Source organism: Glutamicibacter sp. AGC84, from assembly GCF_053543575.1.
On the sequence record NZ_JBLVOC010000023.1, the window covers coordinates 1 to 16,775 of the forward strand.

Annotated in this window: 7 protein-coding genes, 3 tRNA genes and 5 rRNA genes; 2 read left to right on the forward strand and 13 right to left on the reverse strand. The window is 53.8% G+C overall.

Annotated features, from left to right (window positions below):
• Window positions 1-269 (reverse strand): 16S ribosomal RNA (locus ACNPN0_RS13735); the annotation flags it as partial.
• A gap of 947 nt (window positions 270-1,216) precedes the next feature.
• On the opposite strand from ACNPN0_RS13735, the gene ACNPN0_RS13740 reads away from it, so the two are divergent.
• The gene (locus ACNPN0_RS13740; RefSeq protein WP_404598856.1) at window positions 1,217-1,660 is read left to right on the forward strand and encodes a MepB family protein; all 444 of its coding nucleotides are present in this window, start codon (window positions 1,217-1,219) and stop codon (window positions 1,658-1,660) included.
• A gap of 18 nt (window positions 1,661-1,678) precedes the next feature.
• On the opposite strand, the gene ACNPN0_RS13745 is transcribed toward ACNPN0_RS13740, so the two are convergent.
• From ACNPN0_RS13745 to ACNPN0_RS13770, 6 genes are all read right to left on the reverse strand, one after another.
• Window positions 1,679-2,875: a type II toxin-antitoxin system HipA family toxin gene (locus ACNPN0_RS13745; RefSeq protein WP_448938379.1), complete on the reverse strand. Its 1,197-nt coding sequence runs from the start codon at window positions 2,873-2,875 to the stop codon at window positions 1,679-1,681.
• Complete coding sequence (locus ACNPN0_RS13750) at window positions 2,872-3,072, reverse strand: helix-turn-helix transcriptional regulator (protein ID WP_105662736.1); 201 nt, start codon at window positions 3,070-3,072, stop codon at window positions 2,872-2,874. Before ACNPN0_RS13750 ends, ACNPN0_RS13745 begins: the two co-directional genes overlap by 4 nt.
• 489 nt (window positions 3,073-3,561) lie before the next feature.
• Window positions 3,562-3,678, reverse strand: a 5S ribosomal RNA gene (gene rrf, locus ACNPN0_RS13755).
• Window positions 3,679-3,840: 162 nt separating this feature from the next.
• Window positions 3,841-6,972, reverse strand: a 23S ribosomal RNA gene (locus ACNPN0_RS13760).
• 598 nt (window positions 6,973-7,570) lie between these two features.
• Window positions 7,571-9,096 (reverse strand): 16S ribosomal RNA (locus ACNPN0_RS13765).
• A 518-nt stretch (window positions 9,097-9,614) separates the two neighbouring features.
• Window positions 9,615-10,130, reverse strand: a complete 516-nt coding sequence (locus ACNPN0_RS13770; protein ID WP_448938528.1) for a GtrA family protein — start codon at window positions 10,128-10,130, stop codon at window positions 9,615-9,617.
• Between the two features lie 416 nt (window positions 10,131-10,546).
• Between ACNPN0_RS13770 and ACNPN0_RS13775 the strand changes: the two genes are divergently transcribed.
• The gene (locus tag ACNPN0_RS13775; protein ID WP_448938936.1) at window positions 10,547-11,701 is read left to right on the forward strand and encodes an IS1249 family transposase; all 1,155 of its coding nucleotides are present in this window, start codon (window positions 10,547-10,549) and stop codon (window positions 11,699-11,701) included.
• A gap of 154 nt (window positions 11,702-11,855) precedes the next feature.
• Here the strand turns inward: ACNPN0_RS13775 and ACNPN0_RS13780 are convergent.
• From ACNPN0_RS13780 to rrf (ACNPN0_RS13805), 6 genes are all read right to left on the reverse strand, one after another.
• Window positions 11,856-11,931, reverse strand: a tRNA-Glu gene (locus tag ACNPN0_RS13780).
• A 48-nt stretch (window positions 11,932-11,979) separates the two neighbouring features.
• Window positions 11,980-12,051 (reverse strand) — tRNA-Gln (locus ACNPN0_RS13785).
• 286 nt (window positions 12,052-12,337) lie between these two features.
• A tRNA-Pro gene (locus tag ACNPN0_RS13790) sits at window positions 12,338-12,411 on the reverse strand.
• 109 nt (window positions 12,412-12,520) lie between these two features.
• Entirely contained in the window at window positions 12,521-13,897 is a 1,377-nt protein-coding gene (locus ACNPN0_RS13795; RefSeq protein WP_448938526.1) for an FAD-binding oxidoreductase, read from the reverse strand.
• A 176-nt stretch (window positions 13,898-14,073) separates the two neighbouring features.
• Window positions 14,074-15,498: an amino acid permease gene (locus tag ACNPN0_RS13800; protein ID WP_448938525.1), complete on the reverse strand. Its 1,425-nt coding sequence runs from the start codon at window positions 15,496-15,498 to the stop codon at window positions 14,074-14,076.
• Window positions 15,499-16,598: 1,100 nt separating this feature from the next.
• Window positions 16,599-16,715 (reverse strand): 5S ribosomal RNA (gene rrf / locus ACNPN0_RS13805).
• Between the last annotated feature and the right edge of the window lie 60 nt (window positions 16,716-16,775).

Genomic DNA, 16,775 nt, shown 5'->3' on the forward strand with positions numbered 1-16,775 from the left:
TGGTGAGCCATTACCTCACCAACAAGCTGATAGGCCGCGAGTCCATCCCCCACCGATAAATCTTTCCACCAACAACCATGCGGTCAAAGGTAATATCCGGTATTAGACCCAGTTTCCCGGGCTTATCCCAGAGTCGGGGGCAGGTTACTCACGTGTTACTCACCCGTTCGCCACTAATCCACCCAGCAAGCTGGGCTTCATCGTTCGACTTGCATGTGTTAAGCACGCCGCCAGCGTTCATCCTGAGCCAGGATCAAACTCTCCATAAAAAAATAAAAAGCCACCGGCAACCCCTTGGAAAATAAGGGCGAAGCCAATGAAGTCCTGGCGAATAATAAAACACTCAAGAACACTGCACGGGGGTGCAATGCCTCAAGCAAATGTTATGTATTCACCAAATAAAAATATTCGGTATCAACAAACTTGGCACACTATTGAGTTCTCAAACAACAAACACTTACCGGTTCTTTACCCACCATTCCAGGCGGTAATTTCGTCCAGCGTTATATTCATATTCTATAACTTCGAATTCCTGAAAGTCAAATCCATTGTTTGTGATTTGAACCAGTATTCTCAGTTCCCATTCTTTTCAATTGTTGTCCACAAGACTGTGGAAAAACCTTGATTTTCTGGGGTTCTGCCGCCGTTTCACATCCGGTTATTTCTTCCGTTTTGTTCTCGGCGACAAGGAAAAACTATACACAGGTTTTGGGGGTCCTGCAAATCGGGTGGGTGGTTTTTGACGGTGACCGTGCACACTTAATTCCTGAACTGCTGATTCGGCTCTTTCCATGTGCCCAATCGCTGGCAATTATTACCGAGCTAGGGCTGAGCGCGTAAACATTATTTCGCAGCTGCACAGAGCATCAGCGCCTGTACCTAGCGAGTTTATTGAACCCTTGAGAAGCGTACGCATATACGCGAACCCAATGAATTGTGCCCACATCAGCCGATTAGACGATGCGGGCGCATGCGTGCGTCTGAGCAAGGCACAAGAAGAGAACGCACATGGCGAAACGATGCATCTGGAGGTTCCATGCGCGTGACGGCCAAGGCGGCATCAGCGCAATGACTACCTAGAGCAGTCGGCATTGATGCCGGCCCAATACAGGTCTTGCAGTGCTACGTAAGCACCACCCTCGGCTACGGTGAATAGCAGCGATATTTCGATCGCTGCCACTCCACTTGATGATCTACCGAATACAGGATGAAGTCTATGAAGTTCACGGCGTTGGAACGCTATTGCCACCTCACTGGGCAATCGTATGGCGAGGTGACTCCCGAAGAACAGCAGAGCGATTATCAAGCCGGGGCAACTGAGCTTGACGGACAGCGGTGGCGGATCAGGACCGCAAGGATCACGCCAACAAAGCCAGGTGGGTTCGTAGCCATATGGCATCGGGACGAAACTGGGACTACTGCCCCCTACGAATCCGAAGAGGGACTGCGCGGAGTTATGGTCTTTATCGAGGAAGCCGGCTGTTTTGGCGTCTTCCGCTTTACTCAACAGCACCTCGAGGAGCTGGGCGTCTTCGCCTCAGCATCGGCTCCAGGCAAGCGCGGTTTCCGCGTCTATCCATCATGGACGGCTGGCCTTAAGGGGCAAGCGAAGAAAAGCCAGAATAGTCAGCTGCCTGCGTTCACGTTGCTCGCAGACTAACTTGTCCCGCTCAGACGCCTACTGCAGCTCCATGCGCCGGAACCTGAGTTCTCGTTGCGTCCCACGCAAAGGTGAACCTTCAAAAGGCAACTCGCTGAGATCCACAGTCAATGCGGCTTTCAATGCCAACTGGTTCGCTGACTGCGTGGCCCGGTCAGCCAAGCCGAGCACCCTTGCAAGCTCCGCCCAGTGCTTCTTCTTCAGATTCTTAGCCTTGCCGGCAACAGTCAAAGCCATGGTGTCATCGCCGTAGACCAGGGTGCATGGGATGTCGTAGATGGGCGCTACATTAAACCGTCCATGCAAGTCCGCCAGAATCGAGACGTTCTTTCCATGCAAGTCGCCGTTGCCAGTTAGCCACGCAAAGACGAACTGCATGTATAGATTGCGCCTGGCGAGCACCGGAGCCTGGCACTGCAGCGCTAAGGCTTCAATAGCTTGTTCCGTGCTCACTGCATACTTGCTTGCCGGCGGAAGGTTCAATACCTGCATGGCATCTTCCAACGCCAAACGCGTGGGACTATCCGCCCCCTCGACACCCTCGCGATCGAACCTCTCGACCAGCAGCCCCGGACTCCCAGTGGAATCCAGTACTAGCCGATTGTTTGCGACCGGAAGTTTGAGCAATCGCGCTGCTTTCAGGTGCTGCGCCTCATTAACGACCAAATGCGGATGATCCCGGGGATCAAGCTTGAGCAGATAGGCGCTGTTCTTGAACTCCACTGGTGTTGTCAGCATGGTTGCGCTGATCTTGTCTTGCACGCCGGGGATCGAGTGGCGGTCCAAGGTGCGCGCGAGGACCGAGAAGTCGAGTTCGGCCGTGCTGCTGAATTCAGCAACCACGGGGGTTTGCTCCAGTGCTGATCCTTCCGGAACAACGCGTACATTGCCTGGAGTATCGGCGCCCACTGCCATCAGCAGAGTCAACTCGTCAGAGATGCTGGTCTTAGTTGCGTCCTTGAGAACGGTCAGGCGATGGCCTTCGGGCAATAGTCCCGAGAAGAACGATGGCAACGCGCCCCCAGGCCCAACGTATGCCTCCGGGGAAGCTGGCAAAGATGTCGCAATGCCCGCGCCACCATGTGCAAGGTAGTCCTTGTTATAGCTGAAGGCCACGCTTCCGTCGGACTGTCTGGCTAGAGTGCCGGCGAGGTTTTCGTTGCAGTAGACGTCAGCCTTGGTAACAAGCTTGAGCTCTTGGAGTTGCGGCTTCATTTGGCCACGCGAATTCGAAGGCCGAGTACATTCGCGACGGAGAGCACCGCTTCAATGGAGGGGTTTCCCGCCCCTCGTTCTATGGAGCGCAGCGTACGTTCGGAGATGCCAGCTAATTCAGCCAGCTGTTCCTGCGTCAGGCCATTCTGTTTTCTAACGCGCTGCAATTCGGCCCCTAGCTCAGTCACTGAATTCATGAAAGATCCTCTTCCGGCAGCATTTCGCCGATTGGCGACATTCTGCTCACTATCATTCAGCATGGAGCAAGAATCGGCAACAAGTTACCGAAATGATAGCCAGGTGCAAGCAATCGATTGTCAGAGGCATCAAAAGGCAGGATCTTGCCGATTGGCGGACCAGAACCCATCGGATAAAGCACCTGCAACGGAGCGGGCGTTCTCTCCCGTAGTGAGCCGCGGAGGTCCAGGGCCACGCAGTCTGCTTAGTCGCTTCAAGCGCGTCCGACATCGGGACACAGCTTAGCCATGGCTGCATTCACAACCCCATGCCTGCCTGGTCGTTCCTTGAGCGGTCTGCGCTAGCGGCCAGCACTCAAGCTCGTTAAAGCAGGAGGGGAGGAGGAACCAAGCAGCACCAGCTGCCCAATTCCCCCTCCCCTTCTCGTTAAACAGGTGAGGCCCCGGCACCAAACGGTACCAGGGCCTCAAACCATCTACTCAAGTTAAGTCCGGCGGTGACCTACTCTCCCACACCCTCACGAGTGCAGTACCATCGGCGCAGTGGGCCTTAGCTTCCGGGTTCGGTATGGGACCGGGCGTTTCCCCCACGCTATGACCGCCGTAACAATCACGAAGCACACAAACCAAAACGTTTCCTGGTCAATGTTTTCCGGTGCTACAAAGTCTTGTAACTCATCCGTATTTGTGGTTAGAGGTTGTTGTCTCGTAACCGCATAGTGAACGCGAACAGCATTGAAATCATCAGTTCAAATATTGTTTTATTGTGTGTTGAAAGTCATCGGCCTATTAGTACAGGTCAGCTACACAAGTCTTTAGTCCTTGCTTCCACATCCTGCCTATCAACCCAGTGGTCTAGCTGGGGGCCTCTCACACTCAAGGTGCATGGAAATCTCATCTCGAAGCAGGCTTCCCGCTTAGATGCTTTCAGCGGTTATCCCTTCCAAACGTAGCTAATCAGCGATGCACTTGGCAGTACAACTGACACACCAGAGGTTCGTCCGTCCCGGTCCTCTCGTACTAAGGACAGCCCTTCTCAAATTTCCAACGCGCGCAGCGGATAGGGACCGAACTGTCTCACGACGTTCTAAACCCAGCTCGCGTACCGCTTTAATGGGCGAACAGCCCAACCCTTGGGACCTACTCCAGCCCCAGGATGCGACGAGCCGACATCGAGGTGCCAAACCATGCCGTCGATATGGACTCTTGGGCAAGATCAGCCTGTTATCCCCGAGGTACCTTTTATCCGTTGAGCGACGGCCCTTCCACGAGGTGCCGCCGGATCACTAGTCCCGACTTTCGTCCCTGCTCGAGCTGTCACTCTCACAGTCAAGCTCCCTTGTGCACTTACACTCGACACCTGATTGCCAACCAGGCTGAGGGAACCTTTGGGCGCCTCCGTTACATTTTAGGAGGCAACCGCCCCAGTTAAACTACCCATCAGGCACTGTCCCTGAACCAGATCATGGTCCGAAGTTAGGTGACCGGTACAGCCAGAGTGGTATTTCAACGATGACTCCACCTGAACTAGCGTCCAAGCTTCACAGTCTCCCACCTATCCTACACAAGCTGCACCGAACACCAATACCAAACTATAGTAAAGGTCTCGGGGTCTTTCCGTCCTGCTGCGCGTAACGAGCATCTTTACTCGTACTGCAATTTCGCCGAGTTCATGGTTGAGACAGCGGGGAAGTCGTTACTCCATTCGTGCAGGTCGGAACTTACCCGACAAGGAATTTCGCTACCTTAGGATGGTTATAGTTACCACCGCCGTTTACTGGGGCTTAAATTCTCAGCTTCGCATTACTGCTAACCAGTCCTCTTAACCTTCCAGCACCGGGCAGGAGTCAGTCCGTATACATCGTCTTGCGACTTCGCACGGACCTGTGTTTTTAGTAAACAGTCGCTTCCCCCTGGTCTCTGCGGCCCACACCCGCATCAGAGAAGCAAGTTCTCATCACGGGGCAGGCCCCCCTTCTTCCGAAGTTACGGGGGCATTTTGCCGAGTTCCTTAACCATGATTCTCTCGATCGCCTTAGTATTCTCTACCTGATCACCTGTGTCGGTTTGGGGTACGGGCGGACTTGGACCTCGCGCCGATGCTTTTCTAGGCAGCATAGGATCACCGAATCACCCCGAAAACGGGGCGCCTATCAGGTCTCAGAAACATGAGCGGCGGATTTGCCAACCACTCTTCCTACACCCTTGGACCAGGTCAATTCCATTGCCTGGCTCGGCTACCTTCCTGCGTCACACCTGTTAATACGCTGACCTCACTGCATCGGTTCCCACCACATCAACCAGCAAGATACCCGAAGGCACCAACAGCTAGCGTCAATCATGGTTAGCATCCACAGCTCAGTATGGGCGGTCCTTCGCCGGTACGGGAATATCAACCCGTTGTCCATCGACTACGCCTGTCGGCCTCGCCTTAGGTCCCGACTAACCCAGGGCAGATTAGCTTAACCCTGGAACCCTTGATCATTCGGCGGACGGGTTTCTCACCCGTCATTCGCTACTCATGCCTGCATTCTCACTCGTGTGGCCTCCACCGCTGGTTTACACCGCGACTTCACCGTCCACACGACGCTCCCCTACCCATCCAAACACCCAATCGAAACCAGGTTAATATTTGAATGACGCAACTTCGGCGGTGTGCTTGAGCCCCGCTACATTATCGGCGCGGAATCACTTGACCAGTGAGCTATTACGCACTCTTTCAAGGGTGGCTGCTTCTAAGCCAACCTCCTGGTTGTCACAGCAACTCCACATCCTTTTCCACTTAGCACACGCTTAGGGGCCTTAGTTGGCGTTCTGGGCTGTTTCCCTCTCGACTATGAAGCTTATCCCCCACAGTCTCACTGCTGCGCTCTCACTTGCCGGCATTCGGAGTTTGGCTAAGGTCAGTAACCTTGTAGGGCCCATCGCCTATCCAGTAGCTCTACCTCCAGCAAGAAACACGCAACGCTGCACCTAAATGCATTTCGGGGAGAACCAGCTATCACGAAGTTTGATTGGCCTTTCACCCCTACCCACAGCTCATCCCCTCCATTTTCAACTGAAGTGGGTTCGGTCCTCCACACGCTCTTACACGCGCTTCAACCTGGCCATGGGTAGATCACTTCGCTTCGGGTCTAGATCACGCCACTCAAACGCCCTATTCAGACTCGCTTTCGCTACGGCTTCCCCACACGGGTTAACCTCGCGACGTAACACTAACTCGCAGGCTCATTCTTCAAAAGGCACGCCATCACCAGGGAACAAGTCCCCAGCTCTAACGGATTGTAAGCGCACGGTTTCAGGTACTATTTCACTCCCCTCCCGGGGTACTTTTCACCATTCCCTCACGGTACTGATTCACTATCGGTCATCAAGTAGTATTCAGGCTTACCAGGTGGTCCTGGCAGATTCACACAAGGTTTCACGGGCCCCGTGCTACTCGGGTATCAACACTAGAACGGCAGACACGCATTACACCTACGGGACTATCACCCTCTATGGTCCGGCATTCCAACCGATTCACCTATACGCCTGCACCTCATCCCACCAGCAAGATAGCGCTGGTACATGCCGACCCCACAACCCCGGTGATGCAACGCCTATCCGCTATCACACACCAACCGGTTTAGCCCCATCCGCGTTCGCTCGCCACTACTAACGGAATCACTGTTGTTTTCTCTTCCTGCGGGTACTGAGATGTTTCACTTCCCCGCGTTCCCTCCACACAGCCTATACATTCAGCTGCAGGTCACACCACATAACATGGTGCGGGGTTCCCCCATTCGGAAATCCTGGTCTCAACGTCCGGTTATCGACTCCACCAGGCTTATCGCAGATTCCCACGTCCTTCATCGGCTCTTGATGCCAAGGCATCCACCGTGCGCCCTTAAAAACTTCAACACAACATCAAAGTCAAAAGATATGAGCAATAAAACAATCTAACAAAATCACGCAGACAAGACTCCAACACCAGGCAATCCAAGGAAAAGGACTACCCAGCTCATCTCATCTGCAAGATGCTCGCGTTCACTATACAGTTCCCAAACAACAACCCCGCACCCCCGCAACAACACCCCAAAACCAACACCAACCAAAGGCCAGCATCAATCCAACAGGACATCCTTGCAGCAAACACAGGACAAACACCGAAACACCAAGAACCCCTCACCCAAGCGAACACCACCAGGACCCTCCCCACAGGAAGAACCCCAGCAACCATTCACCAGGAAAGGAGGCTTGTTGCCTCAAAACCCAACAGCATGCCAAACCATACAAACCACGCAACACCCACACACCGCATTCCAGCACCGCAAGAAGAAAACCCCCTGCAATGCGTACTAGCAGATGCCCAAGCACCACGCGGCCACAGCCAATACCCCGCACCAGCATCAGCCAGCACGTTTTCCGGTATTGAGTCCATTGATATTCCACCCATGAGCAACCCACCCGGACAACACTCGTGTCCAGCATGGGCAACCAATAATGGTTAGCTCCTTAGAAAGGAGGTGATCCAGCCGCACCTTCCGGTACGGCTACCTTGTTACGACTTAGTCCCAATCGCCAGTCCCACCTTCGACGACTCCCCCCACACAAGGTGGTTAGGCCATCGGCTTCGGGTGTTACCAACTTTCGTGACTTGACGGGCGGTGTGTACAAGGCCCGGGAACGTATTCACCGCAGCGTTGCTGATCTGCGATTACTAGCGACTCCGACTTCATGGGGTCGAGTTGCAGACCCCAATCCGAACTGAGACCGGCTTTTAGGGATTAGCTCCACCTCACAGTATCGCAACCCATTGTACCGGCCATTGTAGCATGCGTGAAGCCCAAGACATAAGGGGCATGATGATTTGACGTCATCCCCACCTTCCTCCGAGTTGACCCCGGCAGTCTCCCATGAGTCCCCACCTTTACGTGCTGGCAACATGGAACGAGGGTTGCGCTCGTTGCGGGACTTAACCCAACATCTCACGACACGAGCTGACGACAACCATGCACCACCTGTGAACCAGCCCCGAAGGGAAACCCCATCTCTGAGGCGGTCTGGCACATGTCAAGCCTTGGTAAGGTTCTTCGCGTTGCATCGAATTAATCCGCATGCTCCGCCGCTTGTGCGGGCCCCCGTCAATTCCTTTGAGTTTTAGCCTTGCGGCCGTACTCCCCAGGCGGGGCACTTAATGCGTTAGCTACGGCGCGGAAAACGTGGAATGTCCCCCACACCTAGTGCCCAACGTTTACGGCATGGACTACCAGGGTATCTAATCCTGTTCGCTCCCCATGCTTTCGCTCCTCAGCGTCAGTAAATGCCCAGAGACCTGCCTTCGCCATCGGTGTTCCTCCTGATATCTGCGCATTTCACCGCTACACCAGGAATTCCAGTCTCCCCTACATCACTCTAGTCTGCCCGTACCCACCGCAGATCCGAGGTTGAGCCTCGGACTTTCACGGCAGACGCGACAAACCGCCTACGAGCTCTTTACGCCCAATAAATCCGGATAACGCTTGCGCCCTACGTATTACCGCGGCTGCTGGCACGTAGTTAGCCGGCGCTTCTTCTGCAGGTACCGTCACTTTCGCTTCTTCCCTACTGAAAGAGGTTTACAACCCGAAGGCCGTCATCCCTCACGCGGCGTCGCTGCATCAGGCTTTCGCCCATTGTGCAATATTCCCCACTGCTGCCTCCCGTAGGAGTCTGGGCCGTGTCTCAGTCCCAGTGTGGCCGGTCACCCTCTCAGGCCGGCTACCCGTCGTCGCCATGGTGAGCCATTACCTCACCAACAAGCTGATAGGCCGCGAGTCCATCCCCCACCGATAAATCTTTCCACCAACAACCATGCGGTCAAAGGTAATATCCGGTATTAGACCCAGTTTCCCGGGCTTATCCCAGAGTCGGGGGCAGGTTACTCACGTGTTACTCACCCGTTCGCCACTAATCCACCCAGCAAGCTGGGCTTCATCGTTCGACTTGCATGTGTTAAGCACGCCGCCAGCGTTCATCCTGAGCCAGGATCAAACTCTCCATAAAAAAATAAAAAGCCACCGGCAACCCCTTGGAAAATAAGGGCGAAGCCAATGAAGTCCTGGCGAATAATAAAACACTCAAGAACACTGCACGGGGGTGCAATGCCTCAAGCAAATGTTATGTATTCACCAAATAAAAATATTCGGTATCAACAAACTTGGCACACTATTGAGTTCTCAAACAACAAACACTCTCGACACCACAACCATCAAACCTTCGATGACTGCTTCGCTCCGGAGCAACTTTTCCAACTTACCAGAGTTCCTGATCCGATCAAAATCGACGGAAAACCTTCAGTGAAAAGTGATTGGCTGCCGGGTAAACAATCGGTAGATTCCGTGTTGTTTCCGTTCCGGCAACAGATAAAAACTATACACAGGTTTTTAGGGCTCCGCAAATCGGCAGGGCACTTTTTACAGTGATCGTGGTTACACAGTGGTGGCATGATCCGCGGGCGTACTCTGACACCCTGACAGTTGAACAAATCTGCAGCGGAATCGCGACTGCTTTGCTCCTGCGGTTTACAGGATCTCTGTACGTTTATGGAGCGTATCCAGGAAGACGAACTTCTTCATTGCCCACCATCGGAAGATCATCCCAAGTAACGTCCCGACAATTGGTCCGGCGATAAAGTCGGCGATCTCCTGGACGATAAAAGAAACGTGTGGTTCCGTGATTCCAAAGATCCAACGGGATACATAAACCGGCGCCGCAGTAATTCCAATAGCTACCGTAGACATGCCGACGAATTTGATGAACTGAATACGTTTGAGGCCATGAACGACATCCCCAAAGGTAAACCGTCGCGAGAGGTAGTAGGAAACTACCGTGGCCGCTGCATTAGCGATAAGAAAAGCTGAAGTTGGATGCGCCCCCAGAATCGTGAACTTCAATCCGTAATTCACTGCCAAGGTCAGGAGGAAGCAGAATCCTCCTATGCTCAGGAAGTACAGAGCTCTCTTTCGTTCCCGATACTGTTTTGGGCGCGATGGATCCCGTGCGCCTTCATCGCTAAATGCTTTGGCTCCGCCACTCATGGATCAAGCATAAACATCCCAGGATCGGCGAATAGAAAATTGAAACTTAATCAGGGCGGTTCTTAGTTATCCATATGGGTCAACTTGCACAGCATGCTCAGATTGAAGCTCATGAGCTTCCAGCGATGTATGAGTCGGGCATTTTCGTGGCAGCGTCCAATGGCCAGGATGGCGGAAATGAGTTGTTATGCCCGGCGGCTCAACGGGCCCAACGGGCTCAACGGGCTCAACGGGCTCAACGGGCTCAACGGGCTCAACGGGCAGTTTCCCCTCACCCGCGCTAGACCTGCAACTCTGCGCCGTTACATTGCTGACGGATTACCCGGGTTAAGTCCCAAAAAAGGTGTACAGAACCCACCAAAAACACATAACCACTAGGAACAACACCACGAACACATGCTTTGAAAGCATGTACCGTGGCAACAATTGCAAATCAACCCCGCTGTGATGTATGCGGAAACAAGCTCGTCAAGAACGGCAAAAACAGTGCCGGACGCACCCGCTGGCGATGCAAGAACTGCGGCGCGTCCACCACCGTTTCCCGCCCCGACATCACCGCCAAGAAACAGTTCACCAGTTTCCACCGATGGGCCACCGGAAAACAAAGCATCGCCGAACTGGGAACCCCGCGCAGCACCTTTCACCGCACCACAGCATGGTGCTGGCAAGTCCAGCCACACCTGGAACAAACCGGCGAGCAACATCGATACCTCATGCTCGATGGCACCTACTTCAACGGCTACTGCGCACTGACCGCGTTCAACGGAAAGCACATCATCGACTGGCAATTCTGCGACCGCGAAAAGATCGCGTCATGGACCCACCTGCTCCAAGGCATGACCCCACCACAAATTGCGCTCATCGACGGCAACGGCGCCCTGGAATCCGTGCTCACCGCGCTCTGGCCCGACACCAAAATCCAGCGTTGCTACTTCCACATCCGCCAGTCCATGGTCAAGCATCTGACCTTGAATCCACGCACCGTCCCAGGTCAACAGCTCCTTGCACTCACCCGTGCACTGATGAAAGTCAGTACGAAAGACGAAGCGGCGAACTGGTCCGAGCAGTTCATCCACTGGCAGTCCATGCACGAAGTGACGCTCAAGGAACGCACCTACGCGAAGGACCGCACCGCGTCCAGGCCCACCCGAGTCAAGCCGCACCAGACCTGGTGGTACACGCATATCGGGCTGCGTCGCGCTGAGCGGCTATTGCATGACCTGCTCAAGAAAGACCACCTGTTCCAATGGCTTGACCTCGCTCAGCCCGGAGAGCTGCTGCCCAAGACCACAAGTCCCTTGGAAGGTGGCATCAACGCCGGAATCAAGGAACAGCTACGGCTGCACCGAGGGCTGACACCGCAGCATTCCATGGCGCTGGTGCGCTGGCATTTGTATCGATACGCCGAGAACCCCAAAGATCCTTGGTCGTTCGTGCAGCGACATCATTGGGCAGAAAAACCCAAGCGGAAACCCCGGGCGGAGGAACCGATCGGGCCAGCGGTTTACGGCCAGCACTTCAGCTGGGAAGACGGCAATGGCATCCGAAAAGGCTGGGGAGGACGTAGATGAATCCACTTCCTCGCGACATCTGTACACCTTTTTTGGGACATAACCCGATTACCCTGCTTACGGAGGTTTCAGCGGAAGCCGCTGTCGGTTCCGTAGAATCCTCGGTTTTTGGGCATAAAAAAATCGCGAAACATAAGTTTCGCGATTTTTGCTTTGGTGACCCCAACGGGATTCGAACCCGTGTTGCCGCCGTGAGAGGGCGGAGTACTAGGCCGCTATACGATGGGGCCGTATGCTGAAGATAAATCTTCAGCTCACCAAATCTCTTTGGTGAAGCGCTGGGATACCAGGACTCGAACCTAGAATGACGGAACCAGAAACCGTTGTGTTGCCAATTACACCATATCCCAATGTGACTTGGTATTCATTTGCTTCTGCAGCCGAAGCTGATCTGCGCTGAACCCCTTAGCACGAGATATAACTATACCTAAAAAATTCACGGATCGCACATCCTGGGGCAATATCCTCGAGTGATCTGCAGCTCGTTTATTGAAATGCCTGTAACGGACCTGAACTTCGCTACACGTCAGCCGATAAATTGCCGCCGAAGGAGGCAGGTCCACTTAACCTGTCACTGCGTGCTGAGACGACTGCTTAATGCAAAAGAGGGAACCGAAGTTCCCCCTTAGCTGTGTGTCGGGATAACAGGATTCGAACCTGCGACCTCGTCGTCCCGAACGACGCGCGCTACCAAGCTGCGCTATATCCCGTGGTTACAACCATTTCACTATACACCCTGCAGAATTCTCATCAATGCCCGGCATAGCTACTCTTTTCTTTGCCGCCAAGTCCTTAGCCGGGCCTCGCAGCTTAAGACCATTAGATAGCTTTCCCAGGATTCAAGATATTCAACGGGTCCAAAAGGTTCTTGATCTGCTGTTGGAGTTCGATCACTTCTGTTGCTTGTTCCCATTGCAACCAATCTTTTTTGATCAGCCCGACACCGTGTTCGCCAGTAATTGTGCCGCCCAGTTCCAGTGCAATACGTACGGAGCTTTCAACTGCACGGTCAAGCCTCGCTAGTGGCTCGTTGCCGTCTTCCGGTTCTACAGAAAACGTCGGATGCAGATTGCCATCCCCTACATGCGAAATCATCCGCATGTTTACGTTTTCCTCCCGCGCAGCCCGTTGAACGCGGTGCACGTATTCAAGCATCTTGCTTTTCGGAATGGCGACATCCTCTCCAGTCCGGTAAGCATCGTCTTTAGTATCACCCCGGCTGGTTCGGCGCATTTCGATCAGTTGCGTAGCACTCGGATCTGCCGAATTGCTTAGCTGGGCGTTGCGTTCTGCGAAAACACTGCGGAGAGCGGCTTCTTCACGCTCGGCGCCATAGCCATCCAGTCGAGCCAAGAGCATGGCACCGCCGAGACCTGCGTAATTCGTCGAGTACTGTTCATCAAGAATGAGCAGAGTCGAATGATCAATGAGTTCCAAAATGGCAGGCTGAATTCTGGCTTTGGCAATCAGTTGAACGCCCTCGACTGCTTCTTCCAGGCTGGGGAACAATAGAGCTATGTCTCGCTCGTCTACCGGGAGATAGCGCAATCGGACAACTGCGCGAACGACAACGCCCAGCGTGCCCTCTGACCCTGTGAAAAGTGCGGCGAGATCATACCCTGCTACACCCTTGAACGTATTCTTGCCAACGCGGATTAGTCGTCCGTCAGCCAATACGACGTCTAGGGAGAGCACTGCTTCTCGGGTCACGCCATACTTCGCGCACCGCAGGCCTCCCGCGTTGGTTGCGATGTTGCCGCCAATTGTAGACATCTTGTAGCTAGCAGGATCCGGGGCGTACATGAGGCCGAATTCGGAAACGGCTTCGTTCAGCTGATGATTGATGACGCCAGGTTCAACCACAGCGACTTCATCTTCCGGGCGGATCTCAAGGATTCTATTCATCTTGCTCAAGTTCAAGACGACGGCATCACCTAGTACGTGTACACCACCAGAAACACCTGTGCCGGCACCGCGGCTAATGACCGGTACCTTGTATTCGCTAGCCAAGCGTAGAACGTGTTGTACATCCGCTACGGAACTGGCGAAGACCACGGCCAGCGGTTCAATGGGATCCCCCGACAACTGACCGAAGTCTCTAGAGTTTTCTCGAAGCAGCGGGCCCGATGTTTCAATGGCATTCTCTGGTAATGCCGCGCTGAGGGCATCTAGAAATCCGGCATGGGTAGCGGCCATCTTTATCTCCACGGATCGTTGCGTGCAAGTATTTACCTGAGACTACGGCTTTTGAGGGTCTTTGCCGAACTTGATGACTTGGCAATTTACTAGTAGCCCGGTTCAAAACTGCGTTTGCGCCCTCATGGCCAGCCAGTCCGGGGCCGGCATGCGTCATTGCCCTATTATTTATCGGTCTAGGACCGTTCAGCTGCTGCATTTTCTTTCGATTGCGCTGCTTGGATTTCTGCTGGAAGAGCTTTTACTCTGACGAATAGTCGATAACAGACGCCCAGGATTGCCACCCAGATTAGACCGGTAATGAGTGCACTACGCGTATCCGGAATAATGCCGATTAAGATGATCACGAAGATCATGAAGGCCAGCGCCAAGTAGCTACCCACTGGCCAAAGCGGAACTGGGAATGCAGATGGTTCAAGATTATCTCTGTCTATCCGGTGCTTCATCCGAATATGAGAGATCAGGATCATCGACCAAACAACGACGGTGGCGAAAGTAGCCAATGCAGCAATGAGGAAGAAGATCTCATCTTCGAACCAGATGTTCAGCACTACACCAATAAGCAATGCGCCGATCATCGATAGTGAAGTCACCCATGGGACCCCGTTAGCCGTGGTCTTCGTGAATACCTGTGGCGCCTGGCCTTGTTTGGCCATACCGTGAATCATGCGTCCCGCGCCGAAGATGTCTGCGTTGATTGCTGAGAGTGCCGCAGTGATGACGATGAAGTTCAGGACATTTGCTGCTGACGAGAAGCCGATGCTGGAGAAGATCGAAACGAATGGACTTTCACTACCATCAATCGTGTTCCACGGCTGAATGCACATGATGACACCGAGCGTCAGTACGTAGAACAGCAAGATGCGCACTGGCACAGAGTTAATTGCCTGCGGAATGACTTTACGCGGGTTTTGCGCTTCGCCAGCGGTAATGCCGATCACTTCGGTGCCGCCGAAGGCAAACATGACAATCGTCAGGGAAGCGAGAATGCCCCAGACACCATGCGGCATGAAGCCGTCGCCAGCAAAGAGATTGGATAGACCTGCAGCTCCTTCGCTTTGGTTGCCCAACCCGAAGACGATTACGAGAACGCCACCAGCGATCATTGCCATGATAGCGACGACCTTGACCAAGGAGAACCAAAATTCCAGTTCGCCGAAGACTTTGACCGAGAGCAGGTTCACGGCGGCAATGAAGAAAACAACTGCCAGGATCCAGATCCATCGTTCGACGTTGGGAAACCAGAAACCCATATATACGCCAAAAGCTGTCACGTCAGCCAGGGCCACCACAAACATTTCAAACGTGTAGGTCCACCCGGTTGCAAAGCCAGCAAAGCGTCCAACGAATTCAGTGGCATAGCTTCCGAATGAGCCGGAGGTCGGATTGCGGACTGCCATTTCCCCCAACGCACGCATCACCATGAACACCACTGCCCCACCGAGTATGTATGCCAACAGCACCGCTGGCCCAGCCATTTGAATGGCGCTTGCGGAACCATAGAATAAGCCTGTGCCAATAGCAGACCCTAGAGCGATAAACCTGATGTGCCGTGTGCTTAAACCACGTTTCAAGTTTTGACTTGTCTGGCTAGTACGCATGCTGCTCCTCCGAGATTCCTAACTGCATCAGAGGTTTGCCGCTCACTTATCATGGTGTGCTTCAACCCCGACCTCCATGTAATCGCAGTCACATGCATCTTGGAGCGGGGAAAAAGACAAGATAGTCCGGTACCTCAGACTCGTGGTGAAAAGAAGCTGAGATACCGGACGGCAATTCTTCCAACGGGTATCTCGGGACAGCGTGATGGGCATTCTGGAATTCCGACCACTCGCGAGCTGTAGATAGAAGTACACATCCCGGCATGCAATGCAGTCAGATACTCGTGAATCCAATTGAAGGATCATGCTGCGCGATCCTCACCAACGACCTTGAGAATGCTTAAATGTGCTTGCGCAATCCCTCGATATCGAGGCAGGATTCCGATACGGCTGGCTTCAAAGTACTGCACGTCAGTGGTCAGCAGCCACGCCCGTCTGTGTCCGTCATGTTGTCCACCGGAAGTCAAAGCATCTGCTGTCCGTTAGCGTCCGCGTCTTCAGAAACATGATGCCGATGTCTTCGGGCGGTGGATGACAGTATCTACTGCTTTCAAGGCTTTCCAAGACGAGGTCCACAATGATGTTCATTGGCCTGACCCGGTGAATTCTCGCAGTCTTGGTTCCCTCGGTCGGTCGAATCCCCTTACGCCGAGACCTGTCGTTGCCAGTTGCTCTCACCATTGCACGCCGGCAGGTGAATGTGGTGCAACTGCGGGAATCGTCTTCCGAAACGGAGCTGTCGCCTTGGGGGCCTGAAACTCAAATTACGCAGTCGACCAGCTGGCATTTTTAGTCGATACCCGTCAGGGAACAAATATGGCTCAGCAAGGCTGGCTGGGCCGACAACCTGATCTTCAATTTCGATAAGAACTCCAGTGAATAATTCTCGGGTAACTTGGCCCTCGTCATCCGGTGCAAGCAACTGAGCTCGCCGGCAACCTTGGCCAACACAAATATCCTGGACGCACTGCTCGTTAAAGCAGGAGGGGAGGAGGAACCAGGCAGCGCCAGCTGCCCAATTCCCCCTCCCCCTTCTCGTTAAACAGGTGAGGCCCCGGCACCAAACGGTACCAGGGCCTCAAACCATCTACTTAAGTTAAGTCCGGCGGTGACCTACTCTCCCACACCCTCACGAGTGCAGTACCATCGGCGCAGTGGGCCTTAGCTTCCGGGTTCGGTATGGGACCGGGCGTTTCCCCCACGCTATGACCGCCGTAACAATCACGAAGCACACAAACCAAAACGTTTCCTGGTCAGTGTTTTCCGGTGCTACAAAG

What these genes read in the sequence shown, in the direction of transcription:
- ACNPN0_RS13740 (WP_404598856.1), top strand. Translation starts at nt 1,217, where the DNA reads ATGAAGTTCACGGCGTTGGAACGCTATTGCCACCTCACTGGGCAATCG.
- ACNPN0_RS13745 (WP_448938379.1), bottom strand. Translation starts at nt 2,875, where the DNA reads ATGAAGCCGCAACTCCAAGAGCTCAAGCTTGTTACCAAGGCTGACGTC.
- ACNPN0_RS13750 (WP_105662736.1), bottom strand. Translation starts at nt 3,072, where the DNA reads ATGAATTCAGTGACTGAGCTAGGGGCCGAATTGCAGCGCGTTAGAAAA.
- ACNPN0_RS13770 (WP_448938528.1), bottom strand. Translation starts at nt 10,130, where the DNA reads ATGAGTGGCGGAGCCAAAGCATTTAGCGATGAAGGCGCACGGGATCCA.
- ACNPN0_RS13795 (WP_448938526.1), bottom strand. Translation starts at nt 13,897, where the DNA reads ATGGCCGCTACCCATGCCGGATTTCTAGATGCCCTCAGCGCGGCATTA.
- ACNPN0_RS13800 (WP_448938525.1), bottom strand. Translation starts at nt 15,498, where the DNA reads ATGCGTACTAGCCAGACAAGTCAAAACTTGAAACGTGGTTTAAGCACA.